Annotated in this window: 22 protein-coding genes; 5 read left to right on the forward strand and 17 right to left on the reverse strand. The window is 73.3% G+C overall.

Annotation, left to right across the window (positions count from 1 at the left end):
* Positions 1-3: 3 nt before the first annotated feature.
* The 12 genes from GT358_RS01245 to GT358_RS01300 all read right to left on the reverse strand — a co-directional run bounded on the left by GT358_RS01245 (position 4) and on the right by GT358_RS01300 (position 12,845).
* Positions 4-573: a membrane integrity-associated transporter subunit PqiC gene (locus GT358_RS01245; RefSeq protein ID WP_166580748.1), complete on the reverse strand. Its 570-nt coding sequence runs from the start codon at positions 571-573 to the stop codon at positions 4-6.
* 1 nt (position 574) lies between these two features.
* Positions 575-3,532 (reverse strand): intermembrane transport protein PqiB, encoded by a 2,958-nt coding sequence (locus GT358_RS01250; RefSeq protein ID WP_166580749.1) that lies wholly within the window; start codon positions 3,530-3,532, stop codon positions 575-577.
* Positions 3,529-4,230 carry a paraquat-inducible protein A gene (locus GT358_RS01255; protein ID WP_166580750.1) on the reverse strand — a complete coding sequence of 234 codons (702 nt, stop codon included), beginning with the start codon at positions 4,228-4,230 and terminating at the stop codon, positions 3,529-3,531. The genes GT358_RS01250 and GT358_RS01255 overlap by 4 nt, the downstream gene beginning before the upstream one ends.
* Positions 4,191-4,835, reverse strand: a complete 645-nt coding sequence (locus GT358_RS01260; protein WP_166580751.1) for a paraquat-inducible protein A — start codon at positions 4,833-4,835, stop codon at positions 4,191-4,193. Before GT358_RS01260 ends, GT358_RS01255 begins: the two co-directional genes overlap by 40 nt.
* Positions 4,836-4,860: 25 nt before the next feature.
* A complete protein-coding gene (locus tag GT358_RS01265) occupies positions 4,861-5,820 on the reverse strand; it encodes a metal ABC transporter permease (RefSeq protein ID WP_166580752.1) in 960 nt (319 codons plus the stop codon).
* Position 5,821: 1 nt separating this feature from the next.
* The gene (locus GT358_RS01270) at positions 5,822-6,859 is read right to left on the reverse strand and encodes a metal ABC transporter permease (RefSeq protein ID WP_166580753.1); all 1,038 of its coding nucleotides are present in this window, start codon (positions 6,857-6,859) and stop codon (positions 5,822-5,824) included.
* A complete protein-coding gene (locus tag GT358_RS01275) occupies positions 6,856-7,635 on the reverse strand; it encodes a metal ABC transporter ATP-binding protein (RefSeq protein ID WP_166580754.1) in 780 nt (259 codons plus the stop codon). Before GT358_RS01275 ends, GT358_RS01270 begins: the two co-directional genes overlap by 4 nt.
* Positions 7,632-8,579 (reverse strand): metal ABC transporter solute-binding protein, Zn/Mn family, encoded by a 948-nt coding sequence (locus GT358_RS01280; RefSeq protein WP_371416188.1) that lies wholly within the window; start codon positions 8,577-8,579, stop codon positions 7,632-7,634. The genes GT358_RS01275 and GT358_RS01280 overlap by 4 nt, the downstream gene beginning before the upstream one ends.
* Before the next feature lie 49 nt (positions 8,580-8,628).
* The gene (locus tag GT358_RS01285; protein WP_166580755.1) at positions 8,629-9,831 is read right to left on the reverse strand and encodes a cation:proton antiporter; all 1,203 of its coding nucleotides are present in this window, start codon (positions 9,829-9,831) and stop codon (positions 8,629-8,631) included.
* Positions 9,832-10,352: 521 nt separating this feature from the next.
* Positions 10,353-11,288 (reverse strand): ribokinase, encoded by a 936-nt coding sequence (locus tag GT358_RS01290; protein WP_166580756.1) that lies wholly within the window; start codon positions 11,286-11,288, stop codon positions 10,353-10,355.
* Positions 11,289-11,315: 27 nt separating this feature from the next.
* Positions 11,316-11,768, reverse strand: a complete 453-nt coding sequence (locus GT358_RS01295; protein WP_166580757.1) for an RbsD/FucU family protein — start codon at positions 11,766-11,768, stop codon at positions 11,316-11,318.
* Between the two features lie 18 nt (positions 11,769-11,786).
* On the reverse strand, positions 11,787-12,845 hold the full coding sequence (locus tag GT358_RS01300) for an ABC transporter ATP-binding protein (protein WP_166580758.1): 1,059 nt from the start codon (positions 12,843-12,845) through the stop codon (positions 11,787-11,789).
* 206 nt (positions 12,846-13,051) lie between these two features.
* On the opposite strand from GT358_RS01300, the gene GT358_RS01305 reads away from it, so the two are divergent.
* Positions 13,052-14,698 carry an extracellular solute-binding protein gene (locus tag GT358_RS01305; RefSeq protein WP_166580759.1) on the forward strand — a complete coding sequence of 549 codons (1,647 nt, stop codon included), beginning with the start codon at positions 13,052-13,054 and terminating at the stop codon, positions 14,696-14,698.
* Positions 14,699-14,705: 7 nt separating this feature from the next.
* On the opposite strand, the gene GT358_RS01310 is transcribed toward GT358_RS01305, so the two are convergent.
* Positions 14,706-15,542 (reverse strand): PfkB family carbohydrate kinase, encoded by an 837-nt coding sequence (locus GT358_RS01310; RefSeq protein WP_166580760.1) that lies wholly within the window; start codon positions 15,540-15,542, stop codon positions 14,706-14,708.
* A complete protein-coding gene (locus GT358_RS01315; RefSeq protein ID WP_166580761.1) occupies positions 15,542-16,540 on the reverse strand; it encodes a sugar phosphate isomerase/epimerase in 999 nt (332 codons plus the stop codon). Before GT358_RS01315 ends, GT358_RS01310 begins: the two co-directional genes overlap by 1 nt.
* Before the next feature lie 115 nt (positions 16,541-16,655).
* Here GT358_RS01315 and GT358_RS01320 point away from each other — a divergent pair, with 115 nt between their 5' ends.
* Together GT358_RS01320 and GT358_RS01325 are read left to right on the forward strand one after the other, a co-directional pair.
* Positions 16,656-17,762, forward strand: coding sequence for a carbohydrate ABC transporter permease (locus tag GT358_RS01320; RefSeq protein WP_166580762.1), 1,107 nt, complete (start codon positions 16,656-16,658; stop codon positions 17,760-17,762).
* Positions 17,763-17,772: 10 nt separating this feature from the next.
* The gene (locus GT358_RS01325) at positions 17,773-18,732 is read left to right on the forward strand and encodes a carbohydrate ABC transporter permease (RefSeq protein ID WP_166580763.1); all 960 of its coding nucleotides are present in this window, start codon (positions 17,773-17,775) and stop codon (positions 18,730-18,732) included.
* 6 nt (positions 18,733-18,738) lie between these two features.
* Here GT358_RS01325 and GT358_RS01330 read toward each other — a convergent pair whose 3' ends face one another.
* Together GT358_RS01330 and GT358_RS01335 are read right to left on the reverse strand one after the other, a co-directional pair.
* Positions 18,739-18,978 (reverse strand): Lrp/AsnC ligand binding domain-containing protein, encoded by a 240-nt coding sequence (locus tag GT358_RS01330; RefSeq protein ID WP_166580764.1) that lies wholly within the window; start codon positions 18,976-18,978, stop codon positions 18,739-18,741.
* 68 nt (positions 18,979-19,046) lie between these two features.
* Positions 19,047-19,829, reverse strand: coding sequence for a hypothetical protein (locus GT358_RS01335; RefSeq protein WP_166580526.1), 783 nt, complete (start codon positions 19,827-19,829; stop codon positions 19,047-19,049).
* 139 nt (positions 19,830-19,968) lie between these two features.
* Between GT358_RS01335 and hisB the strand changes: the two genes are divergently transcribed.
* Together hisB and hisH are read left to right on the forward strand one after the other, a co-directional pair.
* Positions 19,969-20,556: an imidazoleglycerol-phosphate dehydratase HisB gene (hisB, locus tag GT358_RS01340; RefSeq protein WP_166580765.1), complete on the forward strand. Its 588-nt coding sequence runs from the start codon at positions 19,969-19,971 to the stop codon at positions 20,554-20,556.
* The gene (gene hisH / locus GT358_RS01345; RefSeq protein WP_166580766.1) at positions 20,553-21,191 is read left to right on the forward strand and encodes an imidazole glycerol phosphate synthase subunit HisH; all 639 of its coding nucleotides are present in this window, start codon (positions 20,553-20,555) and stop codon (positions 21,189-21,191) included. Before hisB ends, hisH begins: the two co-directional genes overlap by 4 nt.
* Here the strand turns inward: hisH and GT358_RS01350 are convergent.
* Positions 21,188-22,000 (reverse strand): alpha/beta fold hydrolase, encoded by an 813-nt coding sequence (locus GT358_RS01350; RefSeq protein WP_166580767.1) that lies wholly within the window; start codon positions 21,998-22,000, stop codon positions 21,188-21,190. The two genes, hisH and GT358_RS01350, sit on opposite strands and share 4 nt — an antisense overlap.
* Positions 22,001-22,063 lie beyond the last annotated feature (63 nt).

The following is a 22,063-nucleotide window of genomic DNA, read 5'->3' on the forward strand; positions in this document are numbered from 1 at the left end:
CGGTCAGCGCAGGCCCGTCGCCGCGATCTCGCGCGCCAGAAGCACGGTAGCCTGCGCCCGCGCTGCGGCGATGGCATTGACGCCACCCTCGGGGGGAAGCGGCACCGCCACGCGGAACGCGCGCGAGCGGTCCCGACCGGACCCGTCGCGGGCCGCGACAAAGGTCTGGCCGCGCAGGACGTACTCGCCCCGGACCAGATCGGCCACCGCCTCGGCCAGGCGCACGTCCACCTGCGCTTCGGGCGGGGTGTCGAAGGGCCAGCGGGCGGGGGCCACCGTGGCGCCGGTCAGTTCGGCCAGCGCCTGGGTCAGGTCCAGGGTGAAGGCGCGCGATGGCCGGTCGGCCCAGCGCGTTCCGGCCAAGGGTGCGATGGCGCCGCCTTCGCCCTGCACGAAGACGGCATCCTCGTTGGCGTATTCGGGCAGCGAGACCTCGAGCACCTCGACCGAGGCGAAGGCCGAGGGGATGCGCTCGCCCGCCGCCAGAACGGGGACCGCGGTGCGGAGCGGCGGTGTGCCGCAGCCGGCGAGAAGGAGGCCCAGGGCGGCCGCGAGACCAAGGCGGAGCGTCATGTCACCTCCCGAAGATGAGCGAATTGGGGTTGCGCTCGATGGCGCGGGCCAGATCGGCGACCGCGCGGGCGGCGGCGCCGACCTCGCCGATGGCGATCTGGGCCTCGCGCACGATGCCGGCGGTGCCCGTCAGGCCCTCGATGGCCAGGCCGGCCTGATCCAGAAGGCCGCCCGTGCGGCCGATCAGGGCGGGCAGGCTGTCGGCCGCCGCCCGGAGGGACGCCAGCGCCGCATTGGCATTGGCGATCACCCCTCCTTCGCGGGCCTCGCGCAGCAGGGCTTCCGCTTCGCTCAGGGCGGCCGAGAGATCGCCGGGCAGCGCCTGGGCGGCCGGAGAGCCCACGAGCGCGTTGGCCGCAGCCGCCAGCGCGCGGACCTCCTCGGCCACCTCCTCGAGGGGCAGCGCGTCGGCGCGCGCGGCGAGGCTGTCAAGCCGGGCGACGATGCCGGGCAGGCCCTGCGCCGCCGTCTCGATGGATGCTGCCGCCGCCTGGGCGGAGGCGAGCGTGGCGTTGGCATTCGCCACGAGTCCCCCTTCCCGCACCTCGCGCAGCAGGGCCTCCGCTTCGCTCAGGGCAGCCGAGAGATCGCCGGGCAGCGCCTGGGCGGCCGGAGAGCCCACGAGCGCGTTGGCCGCAGCCGCCAGCGCGCGGACCTCCTCGGCCACCTCCTCGAGGGGCAGCGCGTCGGCGCGCGCGGCGAGGCTGTCAAGCCGGGCGACGATGCCGGGCAGGCCCTGCGCCGCCGTCTCGATGGATGCTGCCGCCGCCTGGGCGGAGGCGAGCGTGGCGTTGGCATTCGCCACGAGTCCCCCTTCCCGCACCTCGCGCAGCAGGGCCTCCGCTTCGCTCAGGGCAGCCGAGAGATCGCCGGGCAGCGCCTGGGCGGCCGGAGAGCCCACGAGCGCGTTGGCCGCAGCCGCCAGCGCGCGGACCTCCTCGGCCACCTCCTCGAGGGGCAGCGCGTCGGCGCGCGCGGCGAGGCTGTCGAGCCGGGCGACGATGCCCGGCAGGCCCTCGGCCGCCGACCGGACCGAGGCTGCAGCGGCCTCGGCCGAAGCCAGTGTGGCATCGAGCCGCGCGGCCAGCGCGGCGGCATCCACCTGATCCAGCGACGCACGCAGGTCGGCCAGACCGGCGCGCGCTTCGGCCACGGCAGCCTCGGCTTCGGCACCGATGCCGGCCAGACGCTGGGGGAAGTCCTGAACCCCCGGCTGCGCCAGCAGCGCGCGCGCATCCCGGGCCACGCCCGTCAGTTCGGCCAGCAGGGTCTCGGGGTCGAGCGCCTCCACCCGCGCGGCGACGCCCGACAGGCGCGAGACCAGATCCGGCAGACCGTCCGAGGCCACGGCGATGCGGTCTGCTGCCGTCGCGGCCGAGTCGAGTGCGGCAGCCAGGCGGCCCGCGGCATCGACCTCCTCCAGCCGGAGCAGAAGCGCCCGCAGGTCGGCGGTGGCGCCCTCCACCTCGGCCAGGGCCCGCGACAGGTCGGCGGGGAGCGCCTGGGTCGCAGGAGCGGCGGTGATCGTGCGCATGTCGGCCAGGACGCCCCGCAGATCGCCGGGAATGGCCTGCGTCTCGGCTGAGCCCACGAGGCGGGAGGCGTTGTCGAGAAAGCCCACCGCCGAGGCCAGCAGTTGCTCGATGGGCAGCGCGTCGATCCGCGCCAGGGTGCTCTGCGCACTCGCGGCCACGTCGGTCACGTCGGGGTCCGTCGTGGGCAGGAGGGGATAGGGCTGAGCCTCGGGATCGAGGCGGGCCGGCGGCGCGTCGGCCACATCCACAAGCTGGATCTTCAGACCCCCCGTCAGGATGTTTCCGGTGGCGAGTCGGGCGCGGAGGCCCTCGGCCACGCGCTCGGCGAACCAGGCCAGCGCCTCGTCCTCCGTGCCGCTCAGCCCGAAGCGGCTGGGACGGATCGACAGGACCGCCTGAACGCGGACGCGTGCATCGCCGAACCGCTCGGCGTCCACGACACCGGAGACTCCCGTGACCTCGCCCACGCGCAATCCCTCGAGTTCGACCGGGGCCCCGGCGGCGAGACCCGTCCCCGACCCCTCGAATTCGGCCATCAGCGTGAGGGTGGGACCCTGCGGCTCGGCGAAGATGGAGGCGCGTGCCGCGGCTTCGTCCCAGTGCACGAAGAACACCGCGCCATCCTCGACCGGCTCGCCCGAGGCCACAAAGGTGTCGAAGGTGAGGCCGCCGACGATCAGCGAGGAAAGCGAGGCGAAGTTGACCTCCGCCCCTGCCGCACCCAGCGACAGGGTGAAGCCCGAGGCATCCCAGAACCGCGTGAACGGGGTCACCAGCCGGTCGTAGGGCGCATAGACCACCGCATCGGCCTCGACCGAGAGCCCGTCCTCGGCCACGCGCGGATCGCCGACGCGGCCCACCTCTACGCCCTTGTAGAGAAGGGGCACCGCGGCCGTCAGAAGACCCTCGGTCGCCCGCAGCGTCAGCCGCAGGCCCTGCTGGCCCGCCGAGAGCAGCGGCTGGGTCGCCTGTCCCTGGTAGAGGTCCAGCGGCTCGCCGGGCACGTCGTCCCAGACGCCCTCGATGAACACGCCCGACAGGACCGTCTCGATCCCCGAGATCCCCTGGGTGGAGATGACGGGGCGGACCACCCAGAACTGGGCATCCTCGTCCACATAGGGCGCCACTTCGGGGTCGAGCCGCACGGAGACGAGGACTTGGCCCAGCCCCTCGGTGAACTGGACCCGCTCGACCAGACCCACCGTGACGTCCCGGAACCGCAGCTCCGTCTCGCGCGGGGTGACGCCCGCGGCCGAGTCGAAGGCGATCTGGATCACGGGACCGGCGCTGCGGAAGTTCTGCCAGGCCAGACCCAGTGCGATCAGGAGGGCGGCGAGCGGCACGAGCCACACGACCGAGACGCGATCCCAGATGCTGCGCCGCATCGAGGTCACGGGGATCGGAGGGGGGTCAGGCTCGCTCATGCCGCGGGGCGACCACCCGAGGGCCGGGGCGCCGTCTCGCGCAGCGCCTCGCGTTCGATGCCGTCCCAGATCAGACGCGGGTCGAAGGCTTGGGCAGACAGCATCGTGAAGATCACCGACAGGGCAAAGGCGAGCGCCGCAGGTCCGGGATTGATGGACGCGACCACGTTGAGTTGCACGAGCGAGACCAGGATCGCAACCACGAACACGTCGATCATGGACCAGCGCCCGATGTAATCCACGATCTCGTAGAGGCGCATCCGCAGGCTCGCCGAGACGCGGGACGCGCGACTGACGGACAGCGCCAGAAAGGCGATGGCGAGGAACTTGGCGATCGGGATGCCCACGGAGGCGACGATGACGATGAGCGCCACGCCGGCGCTGCCCGATATCCACAACTGGATGGCGCCCCCGACAATGGTGGCCTCCTCGGTGACAAAGAGCGTCCGCGTCAGCAGCATCGGCCAGACGAGCGAGGGGATGTAGGCCATGAGGCCCGCGACCCACCAGGCCCAGACCCGCGAGAGCGACCGCGGGTCGCGCGACACGAGGCGCGCCCCGCAGCGGCCGCACAGCGTGGCTCCGGCCGGCCAGACGCGGGTGCAGCGGCGGCAGGCGACGAGGCCCGCCTCGCGCGCCGTCAGGGCCGCCAGCGGCGTCAGCGTCGCTCGAGGCTCTTCCACACCGACCACCGGCATACCAGCCGGTCCTGCGCGATCGTCACCACGACAAGAGCCGCGAACATCCAGAAGGCGGGACCCAGGGACACCGTGGCCAGATCGGCGATCTTGACCAGGCTGACGGCACAGCCCAGCGCGAAGATCTCCGCCATGGACCACGGCCTCATGGCCTCGGCGAGACGGAAGGCCGCGGGCGCGTGGCGGGCGGGGGGACGATCAAAGACCACGGGAACGAGCGTGTAGAGGATCAGGGCTGCCCGCGCCAGCGGCAGAAGCACGATCGCTGCCACGACCGCAAACGAGACGAGGAGCATCGGCCCGCCGGTGAAGCTGGTGGCGACCTCCCACAGCGTCGCCTCGCGGCTCAGGCCGCGGATGTCGATGCGCAGGAACGGAAACCACAGGGCTCCCATCACCAGAACTGTCGCGGCGAGCGCGAAGGAGATGATCGCCATGCCGGCATGGCGGCGCGGCGAGATGAGGACGGTGTGGCAGCGGCCGCACAACGCGCGGCTGCCGGGGCGGATCTCGGCCGACCGGTAGAGGGCGTCGCATTCGGGGCAGGCGATCAGGGTCTCCAGCCTCCGGTCGTCCCTCGGAACTCCCCCGACGATGCGGTCCATGGCTCTCTCCTCCGCCGGACGAGACTTACGCCTCTCCGGATGGCCCGTCCAACGCCGCGGCACCGGGGCGGCCTGCAGCGGCGGGACGCCGCCGGGGTCCGAACCCTGCCGCCAGGGCGAGAGCGAGGCCGCCGAGCACCGCGATGGTTCCGGCGGCGCTGACCGAGGCCGGCGCGCCCAGCCAGAGCGGCCCGTAGCCGCCGAGGATCGTGCCTCCGGCCGCGCAGCCGGCGGCCAAGAGGAGCGACAGGCGCAGCTGGGTCTCGAAGCGGTCCGTGAGGAGCCGTGCCGCGGCTGGCGGCACGGTGAGCATCGCAATGACGACGATGGCGCCCACGGCCTGGAACGCCGCCACCGCCGCGGTCGCCGTGGCCGCAACGAGGGCCAGGCCCGTCAGGGCCGGCCGCTGGCCGGTGACGCGCGCGTGATCCTCGTCGAAGGTGGAGGCGAACAGCGGACGCCGGAGAAGCCACAGGACCGACGCCACGCCGAGAAGGGTCGCGGCCAGGACGCCGATCTGCGGCGGAAGGCCCCGAAGCGCCGCCCCGTCGAGCAGCGAGGACCAGCCCGTGGCATCCAGCCAGACGAGGGATTCGAGATTGCCCATCAGCGCGTGCTCCACGTCCAGATGGACCCGGGCAGCTCCCGAGAGCTCCAGAAGCAGCACGCCCAGCGCGAAGAGCGTGGTAAAGGCCGCGCCCATGGCGGTGCCCGGATCGACCCGGCCCCGGCGTCGGATCGCCTCGACCAGCCCGACCGCGACCAGGGCCGCCGCCAGGGCGCCGAGGGCGAGCGGCACCGGGCTCAGCGTCCCCGTCAGGACAAAGGCCACCACGAGCCCGGGCAGGACCGAATGGGCCACGGCATCGCCCAGCATGGCCTGCCGCCGCAGCAGCAGCCAGTTGCCCGGCAGCGCGCAGGCCAGCGCGGCCAGCACGGCCGCCGTCAGGGGCGGTAGCGTCAGGATGACGAACTCGGCCCCCATCCTAGCTGCGCCCCTGCCGGAGAGCCTCGAGCGTCTCGGCCGGCAGGACAGCGCCCAGGGGCGTGCGGCCGTCGTCGCGCTCGAGCAGCGGCGATCGGGGCTCCTTCAGGCGCAGGCGTGTCCAGAGCGCCCCCTCGGCCGCGTCGATCAGGGGACGGCGATCGGGTCGGCGGCGGGCGGTCGGCCCGCGCAGGAGCAGCGACAGCCCGGCCAGGAGGGCGGCGCAGAGAACCACGAGGGGACCCGCAGGCAGGCCGGGTGCGGCAGCGGACAGGGCCGCGCCGACCCAACCGGCAGCCCCGCCCAGGACGGCCGCAAGCGCCATCATCGGCCCCGCCCGCCGCGTCCAGGCCCGCGCCGCCAGCGCGGGCAGGATGAGAAGGGCAACGACGAGGACGACGCCCACCAGCCGGATGCCGGCGATCACCACCAGCAGGACGAGGAGCATCGCCATCCGGTCGAGCAGGCGGACCGGCAGGCCGGAGGCGGCGGCATGACCCTCGTCGAAGGCGAGCAGGGCCAGGGGGCGCCGGAGAAGCGCGACCGCCGCCAGCACCAGGGCTGCCACCGCCGCGACGGCCGCCACGTCCGCGCGCAGCATCCCGGCCGTCGAGCCCACCAGGAAGCCCTCCAGCCCGGCCGGTTCGCCCCAGCGCAGCCCCTGGATCAGGGTGAGCAGCACGAGACCGAGGCCGAAGGCGACCGAGAGGGTCGTCGCGATGGCGGCATCCGCCGGAAGCCGCGTGCGCGCCGCGAGCGCCTCGACGGCGAGAAGGGCGAGGCCGGCCGTGAGCGCCGCCCCCGCCATGAGGCCCGGCAACCACCGTCCGCTGCCCCCGAGGCCCGCCATCAGGAGAAAGGCCGCCGCCAGGCCCGGCAGGGCCGCATGGGCCATGGCGTCCGACACGAGGGCCCGGCGGCGCAGCACCATGACGCTGCCTGCCGCCCCGGCCGCAAGGCCCAGGAGCGCCGCCCCCAGCACGACGCTGGCCGCGTTGTGACCGGCCTGGAGCACGATCGCCTGAAGAAGCGCCGTCATCCGTCCAGACCGGCGAGGGCGAGCGGGTCGAGCCGCCCGCCATAGGTCGCCTGAAGGGTCCGCGCCGTCAGCGCGAGCGCCACCGGCCCCTCGGCCAGCACGCGCCGGTTGAGCAGGACCGCCCGGTCGAAGCGGCGCAGGACGGTGCCGAGGTCGTGGTGAACGGCGACGACGGTGCGACCTTCGTCGCGCAGCTCGCGGAGAACCCGGAGGATGGACTCCTCGCTCGCTGCGTCCACACCGGCCAGGGGTTCGTCCAGAAGGAACAGGTCCGCCCCCTGCGCGAGGGCACGCGCGAGGAACACCCGTTGCTGCTGACCGCCGGACAGGGCGCCGATCGGACGGTCCGCCAGCGGCAGAAGCCCCACCCGGTCGAGGGCGGCGCGGGCGCGGTCGCGATGGCGGGGGCGGACCCGTCCCAGCAGGCCCAGCTCGCGCTGAAGTCCCATCAGCGCCACATCCTCGATGGTGGCGGGGAAGTCCCAGTCCACGCTCGCCCGCTGCGGGACATAGGCGACGCGGCCGCGCATCCGGTCCAGATCCCCGCCCCAGAAGAACGCCCGGCCCGCCTCCGGGCGCAGAAGGCCCAGCGCGGCGCGCAGCAGGGTGGACTTGCCGGCCCCGTTCGGCCCGAGGATCGCGGTCATCGTTCCCGGCGGCACCGTCAGGTCCGCGCCGAGCAGGACGGGCTGCCCGCCATAGCCAGCCGTCAGGCCGCGCAGCGCCAGCGGGCTGTCGCGCAGATCGACCTCGGGAAAGGCGCCGGGCGCGTTCACGACCCGAGCCGGCCCAGCCGGCCCCGCTCGGGCGCCTCGCCGCCGAGAGCGCGGGCGATGGTGGTGGCGTTGTGGTCGATCATCCCGGGATAGGTTCCCTCGTAGGTGCCTTCGGGGCCCATCGCGTCCGACAGGAGCGTGCCGCCCAGCACCACCTCGTGCCCCCGCGCGGCGGCACCCTCGATCAGCGCGCGCAGGTTGCGGTCGGGAACGGAACTCTCGACGAAGACGGCACCGATGCGCCGCTCGACCAGAAGGGAGACCAGCTCCTCGATGCGGGCGATCCCCGCCTCGGATTCGGTCGAGATGCCCTGGATGCCCTCGACCTCCCAGCCATGCGCACGGCCCCAGTAGCGGAAGGCGTCATGGGCGGTCACGAGGATGCGCGACTCCTCGGGCACGGTGGCGAGCACCTCGTCGGCATAGTCGCGCAGCGCGGCCAGCTCCTCCTGCCAGGCGGGCAGGGCCCCGGCGGCCGGGAGACCCGCCTCCTCCAGCGCGGCCGCGATCGCGACGGATGCCTCGGACCAGAGGGCGGGATCGAGCCAGACATGGGGATCGGGGCGGCCGTAATCCTCGTCCTCGAGAAGCCAGTCGGCGGGGATCGCCTCGGCCACCGCCACCACCGGGCGGCGCGCGGCCAGATCCGTGAGAAGCCGCTCCATCTGCGCCTCGAGCCCGAGACCGTTCCAGAGGACGAGGTCGGCCCCGAGCAGGGCCGCCAGGTCGGAGCGGGTCTGGCGGAAGGCGTGCGGGTCCGAGCCGGGCGGCATCAGCGCCCGCACCGTCGCACCCTCCCCGCCGAGCGTCCGCGCCGTGTCGGCGATCATGCCGGTGGTGGCGACCACGTTCACGCTTCCGGGGGAGGCGGCTCGGGCGGGCAGGACCGGGCCGAGAGCGAGAAGCCCGAGAACCGTGCGGCGCGACAGGGCCCGAACCATCATGAGATCTCCTCGACCAGCCGCCGGGATATTGCGACTCGTTCTCATCTCGTCAAGGGTATTGCGAACGACTCGCATCTCGGGGGCCCGCCCAGCGGTCGGCGAGGCGGAAGATCCAGGGGTTGGTCGCGATGGACAGAAGCGCGGCCGCCAGCACGAGGTCGTGGGTGCCCGGGGACAGCAATCCGAGCGCGAGGCCCAGCCCGGCGAGGATGAAGGTGAATTCGCCCGCCTGGGCGAGGCTTGCGGCGATGGTCAGGCCGGTGACGCGATCCTGTCCGAAGGCGGCGGTGATGGCGAGCGCCGCGAGCGACTTGCCGACGATGACGATGCCGAGGAGACCCGCGACCGCCAGCGGGCGCTCGATCAGGACCGCAGGGTTGAACAGCATCCCGACCGACACGAAGAACAGCACCGAGAAGGCATCGCGCAGCGGCAGCGACCGCTCGGCCGCCGTCTGGCCCAGCGGCGAGGCGGCGAGGACCAGCCCCGCCACGAAGGCCCCGAGCGCGAAGGAGGCATCGAACACCGTATAGGCGAGCCATGCGATGCCGAGGGCGATGGCGAGCACGCCGAGCGTGAACAGCTCGCGCGAGCGTTCGTGGGCGATGAGGATGAGGACCCGGGGCAGCAGCCGCGTGCCGAGAACCGCCATGAGCCCGATGAAGGCCGCCACCTTGAGCAGGACGAAGCCCATCTGGGCGGCAAGGCCGGCGGAGCCGCGGGCCTCTGCCCCGGCCGCCAGCAGCGGCAGCAGCACCAGGGCCAGGATCATCACCAGGTCCTCCACCAGCAGCCAGCCGACGGCGAGCCGGCCGGCGGGGCTGCGGATCTGGCGCCGCTCGTCCAGCGCGCGGACCAGGACCACGGTGGAGGCCACCGAGACCGAGAAGCCCATCAGCAGCGCCTCGCCATGGCCGAGGCCCAGCGCCTCTCCCAGCACCCAGCCCAGAAGGGTCGCCACCGCGATCTGCGCCAGCGCGCCCGGCAGGGCGACGGAGCGGACGGCCATCAGGTCGCGCGGGGCGAAGTGCAGCCCCGTGCCGAACATCAGGAGGATGACGCCGATCTCGGCAAGCTGGGGAGCCAGTTCGATGTCGGCGACGAAGCCCGGCGTGTGAGGCCCCACGGCGAGACCCGCGAGGATGTAGCCCAGAAGCGGCGACAGCCGCAGCCGGTTGGCGAGAAGCCCCAGCCCGAAGGCCAGGGCGAACCCCGCCACCAGGGTGTCGATGAGGCTGTGACCGAAGGGCATGGCCGACTCCCGCTCCGGCCGATCAAGACGGCCGCCGGGCAGAAAGGCAAGCGACAGGGCCCGACCGCCGGGCAGAGGACAAGCCGTCCTCCCCCTGCGGGGCCTGAGGGTGCCGCTCCGGGGGCGGCGGGCGCGTTGCGACGCGCGGCGGCCGGGGATCTCCGCCTCCGCGCCGTGGACGAGCACCTGCGCAGCCAAGCGGCCCGGTGGGATGCGGCGGAACCTCGGGCGCGTCCGTGGCGCCCCACCCCTGCAAAGAGCACGGGCGGCCGCCTGATCGTTGCAGGTCCCGCCCCGGTCGTCCGCGCCGCCCCTCCGGTCCGCCGGGACGGAAGGATCGGGCGCGTGGGGGCACCCTGCCACGGAGAGGTTAAGAAAGCGTTACACCACCGCGCGGTGGTGTTGCGCCGCGCTGCAGCGAGGGGGGCGGCGGCGCCGCGGCGAGCGGGGGAGCGCGTGCCGGAGACCACGGGCAGGGCCGCGGGAGCCTCGTGACCGGCCGGGCCGCGGGGACGGGCGCGTCAGGCGGCGCGGGTCCGGGCAAGGAGCGCGTCGATCTCGGCCCGCGACGGCATGGAGGGGGCGGTGCCGGGGCGGGTGACGGAGATGGCGGCGGTGGCGGTGGCGAAGCGCACGGCCTCCTCCGGGCCCATGCCCTCGGAGAGCGCGACGGCGAGACCGCCGTTGAAGGCGTCGCCTGCGCCCGTCGTCTCGACCACCGGACCTGCGTCGAGAGCGGGGACATGGGTGGCGCGGCCCCCCGACAGCAGGAGCGCCCCCTGCCCGCCCAGCGTGACGACGACGTGGCGCGCGCCCATGTCGGACAGGATGCGGGCCGCGCGCTCGGCCGAGGCGGGGTCGGTGACGGGCTGGCCGGTGACGCCCTCGGCCTCGCTCTCGTTGGGGGTGATCCAGTCGCAAAGGGCCACCATCCCCTCGGGCAGGGTCGCGGCGGGGGCGGGGTTGAGCACGGTCGTCACCCCTGCCCCGCGCGCGAGCGCAAGCGCGTGCTGCGCAGCCGGGATCGGCTGTTCGAGCTGGGTCACGAACACGCCCGCGCCGCGGATCAGGTCGGCCCGGGCGTCGATGTCGGCGGGCGCGATGTCGCCGGCCACGCCGGGACAGACGATGATGGCGTTCTGGCCCGTCCCCGCCTCGAGGAAGATGAAGGCAGCGCCCGTGTAGCCCGCGTCGGATTCGATCACGGCGGGCAGGACCCCCGCCTCCTCCCAGGTGCGGCGGGCGAGGTCGCCGAAGGCATCGCGCGCCAGCCGCGTGAGCATGTGCACGCGCCCCCCCGCCCGCGCCGCGGCGACCGCCTGGTTCGAGCCCTTGCCGCCGGGACCGAGGGCGAAAGATTCGCCCAGGATCGTCTCGCCCAGACGGGGCTGGCGCGGGGCGCGATAGGCGGTGTCGGCGACGAACACGCCGAGGACGACGATGGGCTTGGCGGTCACGGGACGGCTCCGGCGAGGATGGGGGATTCAGGCGTCGGGCGGGATCACGCCCTTGCGGAACATGAAGCAGCCGTAGAAGCGCCGCTCGCCCGTCTGGATCACGGCATAGGCGGTGCGCGCCTTGTCGTAGAAGGCAAAGCGCTCGACGCCGACCATGCGTGCCTCGCGCCCGTCGGCGCGGTCGATGACGTGCTGCACCTCCATCTGGACGGGGGGCACCTCCTCGGGATGGCCCACGATCTCCATGCGGCAGGCGAAGTCGTCCACAAAGGTGTCGAGCGGCAGGACGGACAGGATCGCCTCGACGGCCTCGGCCGCGGAGAGGTTCTCCATCTTGAGAAGCTCGCCCAGGACGGTGTCGCGGGCGATCGAATCGGCCGGAAAGTTCGTGTCGGCGATCACGAGCAGGTCGCCGTGGCCCATCGCGCGCAGGGCATAGAGCACGTCCGCGTTGAGCCGGTTGTCGATCCCCTTGAGCATGGAGGCATTCCCTTTCGGTCAGTTGATCCGCTCGCCCGTGGCGGCGTCGAAGAGATGCGCGCGGGAGGGGTCGGCGCGCAGCGGCACGCGGTCGCCGGGCCGGACCGAGAGCCGGTCGCGCGAGACGGCGACGATCTCGTGCCCGCCGGCCTCGGCGACGAGGTGGGTTTCGGAGCCCGTGGGCTCGACCACGCGGACCTCGGCCTCCCAGCCGTCGCGGCCGGGCTCGGGGGGGCCGATCTCGATATGCTCGGGGCGCAGGCCGACGATGACGGGCCGCCCCTCGGGGGCGCCGCGGGCGGGGATGCGCAGCGCGCCGGCCGCAACCGCGCCGCCCGCGCCGGTGCCCTGGAGGAGGTTCATGGACGGGCTGCCGATGAAGCCCGCGACAAAGGTGTTGGCGGGGCGGTCGTAGAGGTCGAGGGGCGCGCCCGCCTGGACGATGCGGCCGTCGCGCATGACCACGATCGTGTCGGCCATGGTCATCGCCTCGATCTGGTCGTGGGTGACATAGACCGTGGTGGTGCGCAGGCGCTGGTGCAGCGCGCGGATCTCGGTGCGCATCTGGACACGCAGCTTGGCGTCGAGGTTCGACAGCGGCTCGTCGAACAGGAACACCGCCGGGTCGCGGACGATGGCGCGGCCCATGGCGACGCGCTGGCGCTGGCCGCCCGAGAGCGCGCGGGGATAGCGGTCGAGATAGGGTCTGAGCCCGAGGATGTCGGCCGCGCGGGCCACACGCTCGGCGATCTCGGCCTTGGGCATGCCGCGCATGCGGAGCGCGAAGCCCATGTTGGCCGCGACCGTCTTGTGCGGGTAGAGCGCGTAGTTCTGGAACACCATGGCGATGTCGCGCTCCGACGGCGGCAGGTTGTTGACCACGCGCCCCCCGATGCGGATCGTGCCGGCCGTCACCCCCTCCAGCCCCGCGATCATCCGCAGGAGCGTGGACTTGCCGCAGCCCGAGGGGCCGACAAGGACGACGAACTGGCCGTCGGGGATGTCGAGCGAGACGCCATGGATGACCTCGAGCCCGCCATAGGCCTTGCGCAGGTCGCGGATCGCCACGTCGGCCATGCCTGTCCCCCCTCCCCTGCCCGATCTGGTAGCGGCTCGGGGCGGGTCTGTCCACGGCCCGGCCATCTGGCATGTCAGATCGCTTGACTTTGGGGACGCCCCACGGGACGAAGGATGCAGCGGGCGCGTCGGCCCTCCGCCCGAGACCCCGGAACGGGGCCGGCGGGGGCCAGCAGGCGACGGGCCCCGTCAGGGGGAGGACAAGGATGAAGCCGCATCTGTTCGATCTGGCCGTTCGCGCGGCCATCAGCCGGCGCAAGCTGCTCGGCGGGGCTGCGGGCCTCGGGGCGCTGGCTGCCATGGGGGGCCTCGGCTCTCCCGCCAGGGCGCAGGAGGACCTGCGCGCCCAGATCCTGCGCATTCCCGGCGTGGGCATGGGCAGCCCCACCGACCAGCACTGGCAGCAGGTGGGCGAGCTGTGCCTGGGCGGCACGCGCGAGACCGTCGAGGAGGGCGAGTTCGCGGGCGTCGAGCTGACCTTCATGGGGCTCAACAACCAGAACCTGCACAACTTCCTGTTCCGCGGCTTCCTGGCGCCGTGGGAGCGCTACACGGGCGCCCGGATCAGCTGGATCGACCTGGCGCAGGCCGATTACAACGCGCGGCTGCAGCAGTCGATCGCCACGGGCACCGTCGATTTCGACATCCTGGAGATGGGCGCGCCCTTCGAGGGCGACACGGCCGGGCGCGGCCTTCTGGACGAGATGCCCGACTGGGTGCGCAGCCTGATCGACATGGACGATTACGTGGACTACCTCAAGGCGCCGGTGGGCACCTGGGACGGCAAGACCTACCGCGTCTCGATCGACGGCGACTGCCACACGCTGGCCTTCCGGACGGACTACTTCACCGATCCGGCCATCGTGGAGGCCACGGGCTTTTCCGCCCCGCCGCGCACCTGGCAGGAGATCAACGAGTTCACCCGCCGCGTCGTGGGCCAGCGCGACCCGCTGACCGGGCTGGCCGCGCACGGCTTCCTCGACCCGCTGAAGGGCTGGGGCGGCTTCGGGTTCTACTTCCTCGAGGATCGCGCGGCGCCCTATGTCAAGCGTCCCGGCGATCCGGTCTGGCTGTTCGACCCCGAGGACATGCGCCCGCTGATCACCGAGCCGGGCTGGGTGCAGGCGATCCAGGACGTGATGGACCTGATCGCGGCGGGGGTCTATCCGGCCGACCAGATCAACGCCGACCCCGGCACCACCGCCTTCCAGCAGTTCCTGGCCGGAACGGGCTCGATGCTGACCTGGTGGGGGGATGTGGGCTCCTCGGCGCGGACCTCGGACACGTCGGTGGTGGGCGACGTGGTGGGCTTCGGGATCAACCCGGCCTCGGACCGCGTCTGGAACCGCCAGACCGGCGAGTGGGAGACGCCCGAGGGCGGCAACGAGGCGCCGAACATGGCCTATATCGGCTGGGGCATCTACGTCACCACGCGGGCGGCCCAGGACGAGCGCAAGCGCAAGGCCGCCTGGTCGGCCGCGGCCCATCTGGGCGGGCGCGACATCAGCCTGTGGATGGCGGCCTATCCCTCGGGCTTCCAGCCCTATCGCAACAGCCACTTCAACTACGAGGAATGGGAGGCGGCGGGCTACGACCGCGCCTTCGTCGAGGACTACCTCGGGTCCAACCTCGACAGCTACAACCATCCCAACGCCGCCATCGAGCCGCGCATCCCCGGCATCTTCCAGTACTACTCGGTCGCCGAGGACGAGCTGGCCAAGGGCTATGCCGGGCAATACGCGAGCGCGCAGGAGACGGCCGAGGCGATCGCCGCCGCCTGGGAGGCGATCACCGACCAGATCGGGCGCGAAAGCCAGATCGCGCTCTATCGCGCCTCGCTGGGGATGAGCTGAGGAGAGCCTAGCCCTCTCCGGCGACGAAGCGGCCTGCGGCGTCCGCGGCGGCGGCGCAGGCCGGGGCCAGCCCCTGCCCCGCCGCGAGGCACGCAGCCAGCGTGCCGCAGAAGGCGTCGCCTGCCCCGTGCGCGCTGTGCACCGTCACCGGCCGGGCGGGAATCGCGTGGTCCCGCCCGTCCGTGTCATGGAGCACGAGCCCCTCGGCCCCCCGCGTGACGATCACGGCACGCGTCGGCGTGCGCAGGGCGGCGGCCCCTTGCGGGGCGATCTGCGCGGCCTCGAGCCGGTTGAGGATCAGCACGTCCGTGTCGGCGAGCAGGTCGGGCGGCAGGGTGCGCGCGGGGGCGGCGTTGAGGAGCACGCGGGCGCCCGCTGCGCGGGCGGCGCGGGCGGCAGCGCGGTTCACGCCCTCCGGCACCTCGTTCTGGAGAAGGAGGACCGGAGCCCGCCAGAGCGAGGCCCAGCGCCGGGCAAGGCCGTCCGCGGGGATGCGGGCATTGGCTCCCGAGACGACCACGGCGCCGTATTCGCCCCCCGCGACGAGGATCGCGACGCTCATGCCGCTGGCCGTCTCGGGGTCGGTCTCGAGGCAGGAGAGGTCCACCGCGTGGGCGGCGAGATGGGCGCGCAGGCGCTCGCCGAAGGCGTCGGCGCCGATCCGGCCGCCCATGGCGACGCGCGCGCCTGCCCGCGCCGCCGCGGCGGCCTGGTTCAGGCCCTTGCCGCCGGGGCGCTGGTCCCAGGTCCCGCCCGGCAGCGTCTCGTCCAGATGGGGCAGGCGCGGGGCGGTCACGACGATGTCGAGGTGGAGCGAGCCCACCACCGCCACGTCCGGGCGCATCAGCCGGCCCCGAAGAGCGCGGCCTGGGCGCGGCCGAGGGCGGCCAGCGCGTCGCCCCGGGCGACGGCCTCGGCATGGAGGGGGTCGGCCTTGAGGCGGTCGAGCGCCCGGGTCAGCGCCTCGGCCGCGGCGATGTTGAGCGCGGTCTCCCGCACCGGGTCGAGGCCCGCGGCGTCGGGGAAGGTGTCGAAGTAGAGCGGGCCCCGGTAGCCGATCCGGTCGAGCGCGAGGAGCAGGTCGAGGATCTGGAGCGGGTGAACGCTGCCCGTGACGAGCCCGTCGTCGCGCCGCCCGTAGCCGTCGTTGAGATGCACGCCCAGAAGCCGCGAGCGGCGCGCGATCAGGGTGGCGGCCTCGGCCGGGGTCTCGCCGGCATAGAGCGCGTGGGCGACGTCGAGCGTGACGCCGAGATTGGGCGCGCCCACCTCGGCGACGAGCAGGAGCGCGGTGGCCGAATCGCGCAGCAGCGCGCGGGCGCGCGGCTCGTCGGGCTTGGGCTCGAGGGCGATGGCGGCCTCGGGGGCGTGGGCGGCGATCCGGGCGAGCGAGTCGGCCAAGGCGTCCCAGGCGCGGCCATAATCGGTGGCAAGCGGGTATTCGAACCCGTCCTGGCCGGGCCAGATCGTCAGGAGGCTGCCCCCCGCGGCCAGGAGCGCATCGAGGCCGCGGCGGGTGAGGTCCACCGCGCGGGCGCGCAAGGCAGGGTCGGGATGGGCGAGCGCGCCGCCGCGGAAGGCGGGATCGGCCCCGTAGCGCATGGCGAAGCCGTTGAGCCCGAGGCCGTGACCGGCGAGCTGCGCGGCGACGTCGCCCGGCGCGAGTCCGTCGAGATGGTCGGGGAAGTTGAGGTCCACGGCCGAGAGGCCCGGCACGGTCGCGGCGCGGGCCAGAAGCTCGGCCGTGCCGATCCGGTTGCGGCCGGGAAAGGCGCGCGCGGCATCGGCGCGGAAGGCGTTGAGCCGCGTGGCATAGGCGTGGCGGTATCCGTCCCGGCGCATCGGTCCTTCTCCCTGCGAGCCGGCCTAGCCTGCCGGGCGCACGAACGGAAGGGGGCAGGCCACAGTGGCAGCAAAGACGCTTCCCCCCGGCCGCGCGGGCCACTAGCATGCCAGCATGAACGCGGGGGGCGACCTTCTTCATGTGGTGACGAGCGACGAGCCGGCGCGGGGCCGGGCGGCGCTGGGCCGCGCGCTGATCTGGGGGTCGGCGGCGCTGCTGGCGGCGGTCGCGCTGGCGCAGGCGGGGCAGCACTGGGGGTGGTGGGACCTCGGCCTGACCACCTGGCGGCCGACGCTCTATGCCTATCTGACCTGGGCGGTCGCGCTCTGCTGGGGGCAGGTGCTGATCCGGGGCGAGGCCGGGCGGCGGGCGCTGTTCGTGCTGCCGGCGGTGCTGTTCGTCGTCTCGCTGACGGTGTTTCCGCTGCTGTTCGGGGTGCTGATCGCGCTGTCGGACTGGAACCTGTCCTCGCCCACGGGGCGGCGGTTCAACGGGCTGGACAACATCCGGCGGATGTGGACGGACCCCTTCTACTGGAACGCGCTGCGCAACATGGTCTGGTACAGCCTGGCCATCGTGGTGGAATACGCGATCGCCTTCGGCCTGGCGCTGCTGCTGCATGCCGAGATCCGGGCGCGGCGGTTCTTTCGCGTGGCGTTCCTGCTGCCGCTGATGCTGTCGCCGGTGGCGGTGTCGTGGATGATCGGCAAGTCCATGCTGGAGCCCCGCTTCGGCCCCCTGGCGCGGCTGGGGCGCGCGCTGGGCTGGGAGCAGCCGTCCTTCTTCGGCGACCCGCTGATCGCGCGGCTGACCATCATGGCGATGGATGCCTGGACCTTCATCCCCTTCATGATGATCATGCTGCTGGCCGGCCTGCAGGCCATCCCCCGCGAGGTGCAGGAGGCCGCACGGGTGGACGGCGCCTCGGGCTGGAGGGGGTTCTGGGAGGTGACCTTTCCGCTGATGCTGCCCGTCTCGGTCACGGCGATCCTGATCCGGCTGATCTTCAAGCTGAAGCTCGCCGACATCGTCATCAACGTGACCGCCGGGGGGCCGGGAGGGGCCACGGACACGGTGACGAGCTTCATCTTCCGCGAATACCGCGACCGGTCCAACGTGGGCTACGGAACGCTGCTGGCCATGGTGTATCTCGTGCTGATCGTGATCGTCATGACGGTGCTGATGAAGCTCGCGGAGCGGGCGACGCGGCCGAGGACGTGAGGGAGACCGGATGAGCGCCGACACCGCCGCGCCCCCCGCCGAGACCCGCCCCGCCGAGGCGGCCATCTTCCGCGACGCGGAGGCGGACCTGCGCTACCGCGCGCGCTGGTGGACCTCGCGCGTGGCGATCTACGGAGCGCTGCTGATCTGGACGGTGGTGGCGCTGTTTCCGATCTACTGGACCGTCACCACCTCGTTCAAGCAGGCGCCGGACGTGATGCAGGGCAACCTGGTGCCCTGGGTGGATTTCGAGCCCGCCTGGCTGGGCTGGCGGTCGCTGGGCCTGTCGCCGGACACGATCGGCCAGCCCTCCACCCCGCGGGCGGAATTCCTCAAGCGCTTCGCCAACAGCGCGATCGTGTCGCTTGCGGCCTCGGGGCTGGCGGTGGTGCTGGGCAGCCTCGCGGCCTATGGGCTGTCGCGCTTCGCCTACCGCTTCGGGCCGCTGCGCAACGGGGACATCTCGTTCTTCTTCCTGAGTCAGCTGATCCTGCCGCCCGTGGTCCTCGCGCTGCCGTTCCTGGTGCTCTACAAGGCGCTGGCGCTGCTCGACACGCGAGTGGGGCTGATCCTGCTCTATACGCTCACCGTGCTGCCCATCGTCATCTGGATCATGCGCGACCAGTTCGCGGGCATCCCCCACGAACTGGAGGAGGCGGCGCTGGTGGACGGCCTGGGCACCTGGGGGGCGTTCCTGACGATCATCCTGCCGCTCGCGGTGCCGGGCATGGTGGCGGCCTTCATCCTGTCGCTGGTGCTGACCTGGAACGAGTACTTCTTTGCCGCGCTGCTCACCTCCACCCATGCCAACACGCTGCCCGTGATGGTCGCCTCGCAGACCGGGTCGCAGGGGATCAACTGGTGGGCGATGGCGGCCCTGTCCACGGCGGCGATCCTGCCGCTGATCGTCGTGGGCATCCTGCTCGAGCGGTTCATCATCCGCGGGATGGCCGCCGGTGCGGTCAAGTGAGCGCGCTCAGAACGCCTTGAAGGTCAGCGTGGTGAGCGACCGCTCGATGTCGGGCACGTCGAGGAGGCGTTCGTTGACGAAGCGGCCGACATCCTCGCCCTCGGGGACATAGAGCTTCATCAGCAGGTCCCATTCGCCGGAGGTCGAGTAGAGTTCCGAATGGAGTTCCTTGAGGGCCACGGCTTCGGCCACGCGGTAGGTGGTGCCGGGTCGGCAACGGATCTGGACAAAGACGCAGGTGCTCATGCGACGCTCCGGCAGGGATGGGCGGAGCCTGCCACGGGCGTCGGGCAGAGGCCAGAGGCGCCGCGCCCTCAGCCCAGATGCAGACGGCGCGGGACGGCGGGCCGGGGGCCCGGCACGGCCGCCGCTGCGCCGGAGAGGCCCAGCCGGAGCCGGCGGGCGCGTCCGGCGGGCCCGTCCTCGGCCGGGGAGGGGACGGGCGGCGGCGAGGCGGCGGGCGGGCAAGGGCCGGACGGCGCGGCATTTCCCCCGCTCCCCGCGGGACCGGCGCGGCGCGTCAGGAACGAGGGCAGGCGCACCGGGTCGTCGGAAGGGCCCGCCCGGCGCGACCCGGCGGCCCGGACGCGCAGGGGCAGAGGCAGGTCGGGGTCGGGCGACGGGCGGAGGGCCACCGGCTGGCGCAGCAGCAGGGGCGGCGGAGTCTCCTCCGCCGCGGCGGGGCCGCCGGCCTCGCGCCAGCGGCGCAGCAGGCGCGCCGGCTCGCTCTCCGACGGGGCGGCGGCGAGGCGGGCGAGGCGCGCCACCTCGGCCGCGGGGAGGGAGCGGGGCAGGACGGCCTGGAGCGAGGGAAGGAGGTCGAACAGCTCGGGCTGCATCCGGTCGGGCCGGTCGCACAGCAGGACCGTGGCCACGAGCGGGCTGCACCATTCGGCCAGAAGGACCAGCGTCTGCACCGACCGCCCCCCGAAGCATTCGGATGCGAGCAGCAGCGAGAGGCCGCCCCGCCGCGCCAGTCCCTCCGCCTCCGGGCGGTCGGACGCAGCCTCCACGGCCAAGCCCGCCTCCCGCAGGGCGCCGGCGAGGTCTTGCCGGACCCCGAGATCGTCGATGATGAGAAGCGCGTTTTGCGCCATGCGAATCCCCCCTCCGGGTCTGACGTCTCCGGTCTAGCAGCGAGGGGTTAAGATTCCCTCAACGCCCCCGCTCCGGTGCCCTTGACCCCGGCGGCCGCGCGCGCCATGCCCGGCCGCGGCAGGCATGGGGGACGGCAGGATGCGCGAGGGCGCGATCAGCCGCACGACGCGCGAGACCGCGATCGCGGTGCGCGTCGCGCTGGACGGGACCGGGCGGGCGGAGGTCGCCACGGGCGTGGGCTTCTTCGACCACATGCTCGACCAGCTCGCGCGGCATGCGCTGATCGACCTGGAGGTGCGGGCCGAGGGCGACCGGCACATCGACGACCACCACACGGTCGAGGACACGGGCATCGCGCTGGGCCAGGCGCTGGCGCGGGCTCTGGGCGACAAGCGGGGCATCCGCCGCTATGGCGCCTTCGTGCTGGTCATGGACGACGCGCGCGTGGAGGCGGCGATGGACCTGTCGGGGCGGCCCTTCCTGGTCTGGGACGTGGCCTTTCCGGCGGAGCGGATCGGCACCTTCGACACCGAGCTCGTGCGCGAGTTCTTTCAGGCGCTGGCGGTGCACGGGGGGATCACGCTGCATGTCTGCGCGCGGACGGGGGTGAACAGCCACCACATCGCCGAGGCCGCCTTCAAGGCCGTGGCGCGGGCGCTGCGGCAGGCGGTCGAGCCGGACCCGCGCGCGCCCGACGAGGTGCCCTCGACCAAGGGGACGCTGTGAGCGGGGAGACGGTCGCGGTCGTCGATCTGGGGATCGGCAACCTTCATTCGGCGGAAAAGGCGCTGGTGCGGGTGGCCGGGGGGCGGCAGCGCGTGCTGGTGACCGCGGACCCGGAGGCGGTGGCGCGCGCGGACCGGATCGTGCTGCCGGGCGACGGGGCCTTTCCCGCCTGCCGGCGCGCGCTGGCCGGCCTGCCCGGGCTCGAGGAGGCGCTGCGGGGCGCGGTGGCGCGGGGGGTACCGCTGTTCGGCATCTGCGTGGGGATGCAGCTTCTGGCCGATCGGGGCCACGAGTTCGAGACGGTGGAGGGCCTGGGCCTGATCCCCGGCGAGGTGGTGCGGATCGCCCCCGCCGACCCGCGGCTGAAGGTGCCGCATATGGGCTGGAACGACCTGGTGGTGACGGGGGACCATCCGGTGCTGGAGGGCGTGCGGACGGGCGATCACGCCTATTTCGTCCATTCCTGGCAGATGCGCGTGGCCGACCCGGCCCATCGCCTCGCCCATGCCGAATACGGGGGCGCGGTCACGGCCATCGTGGCGCGCGAGGCGGTGTTCGCCACCCAGTTCCACCCCGAGAAGAGCCAGGCGACGGGCTTGCGGCTGCTGGCGAACTTTCTCGCCTGGAGGCCCTAGGCAAGAAAGTCGAGCAGGTCCTGCGTCACCCGCGCGGCATGGGTGGCGAGCAGGCCGTGGGGCGCGCCGTCATATTCGCGCAAGGTGGCGCCGGGGATGGCGCGGGCGGCGGCGCGGGCCGTGGGCTCGATCGGCACGATCGCGTCGCCGGTGCCGTGGATCACGAGGGCGGGCCGGTCGATCGCGACGATGTCGGGGCGGAAATCCTCGCGCCAGGCGTCGATGCAGGCGAGCGTGGCGCGGCCGCTGGCCAGAAGCGCCATGTGCAGAGACCAGTCGAGCACCCCCTGCGAGACGCCGGAGACGAGGCCCTGGCCGTAGAAGGTCTTGAAGAAGCCGCGCAGGAATTCGGGGCGGTCCTTGTCGATCGCCTCCTGCATGGAGTCGAGCGCGTCGGCGGGCACGCCATCGGGGTTGTCGTCGCGCCGCACGAGGCAGGGGACGATGGAGCCCACGAACGCCACGCGCGCCACGCCGCGGCCCCCATGGCGGCGCATGTAGCGCGCGACCTCCCCGCCGCCCATGGAGAAGCCCACAAGGGTGGCGTCCGTGAGGCCGAGCCCGTCGATGACGGCGGCGAGGTCGTCGGCCAGCGTGTCGTAGTCGTAGCCGCCCCACGGCCTGTCCGAGCGGCCGAAGCCGCGCCGGTCGCAGGCCACGACCCGGTATCCGGCGGCGGCGAGGTGGCGTGCCTGGTGGTCCCACGAATCGGCATTGAGCGGCCAGCCGTGGATCAGCACCACGGGCCGCCCCGAGCCCCAGTCCTGCAGGTGGAGCGAGGTGCCGTCGGCGGCGTTGATGCGGGGCATGGCGGTCCTCCCGGGGGTGGTGTGCGCCCCGGGAAGGTTAGGCGCGCGGGCGCGGGCGTCCAG

It is taken from the genome of Rubellimicrobium sp. CFH 75288, from assembly GCF_009904055.1.
Classification (GTDB): Bacteria; Pseudomonadota; Alphaproteobacteria; order Rhodobacterales; family Rhodobacteraceae; genus Rubellimicrobium.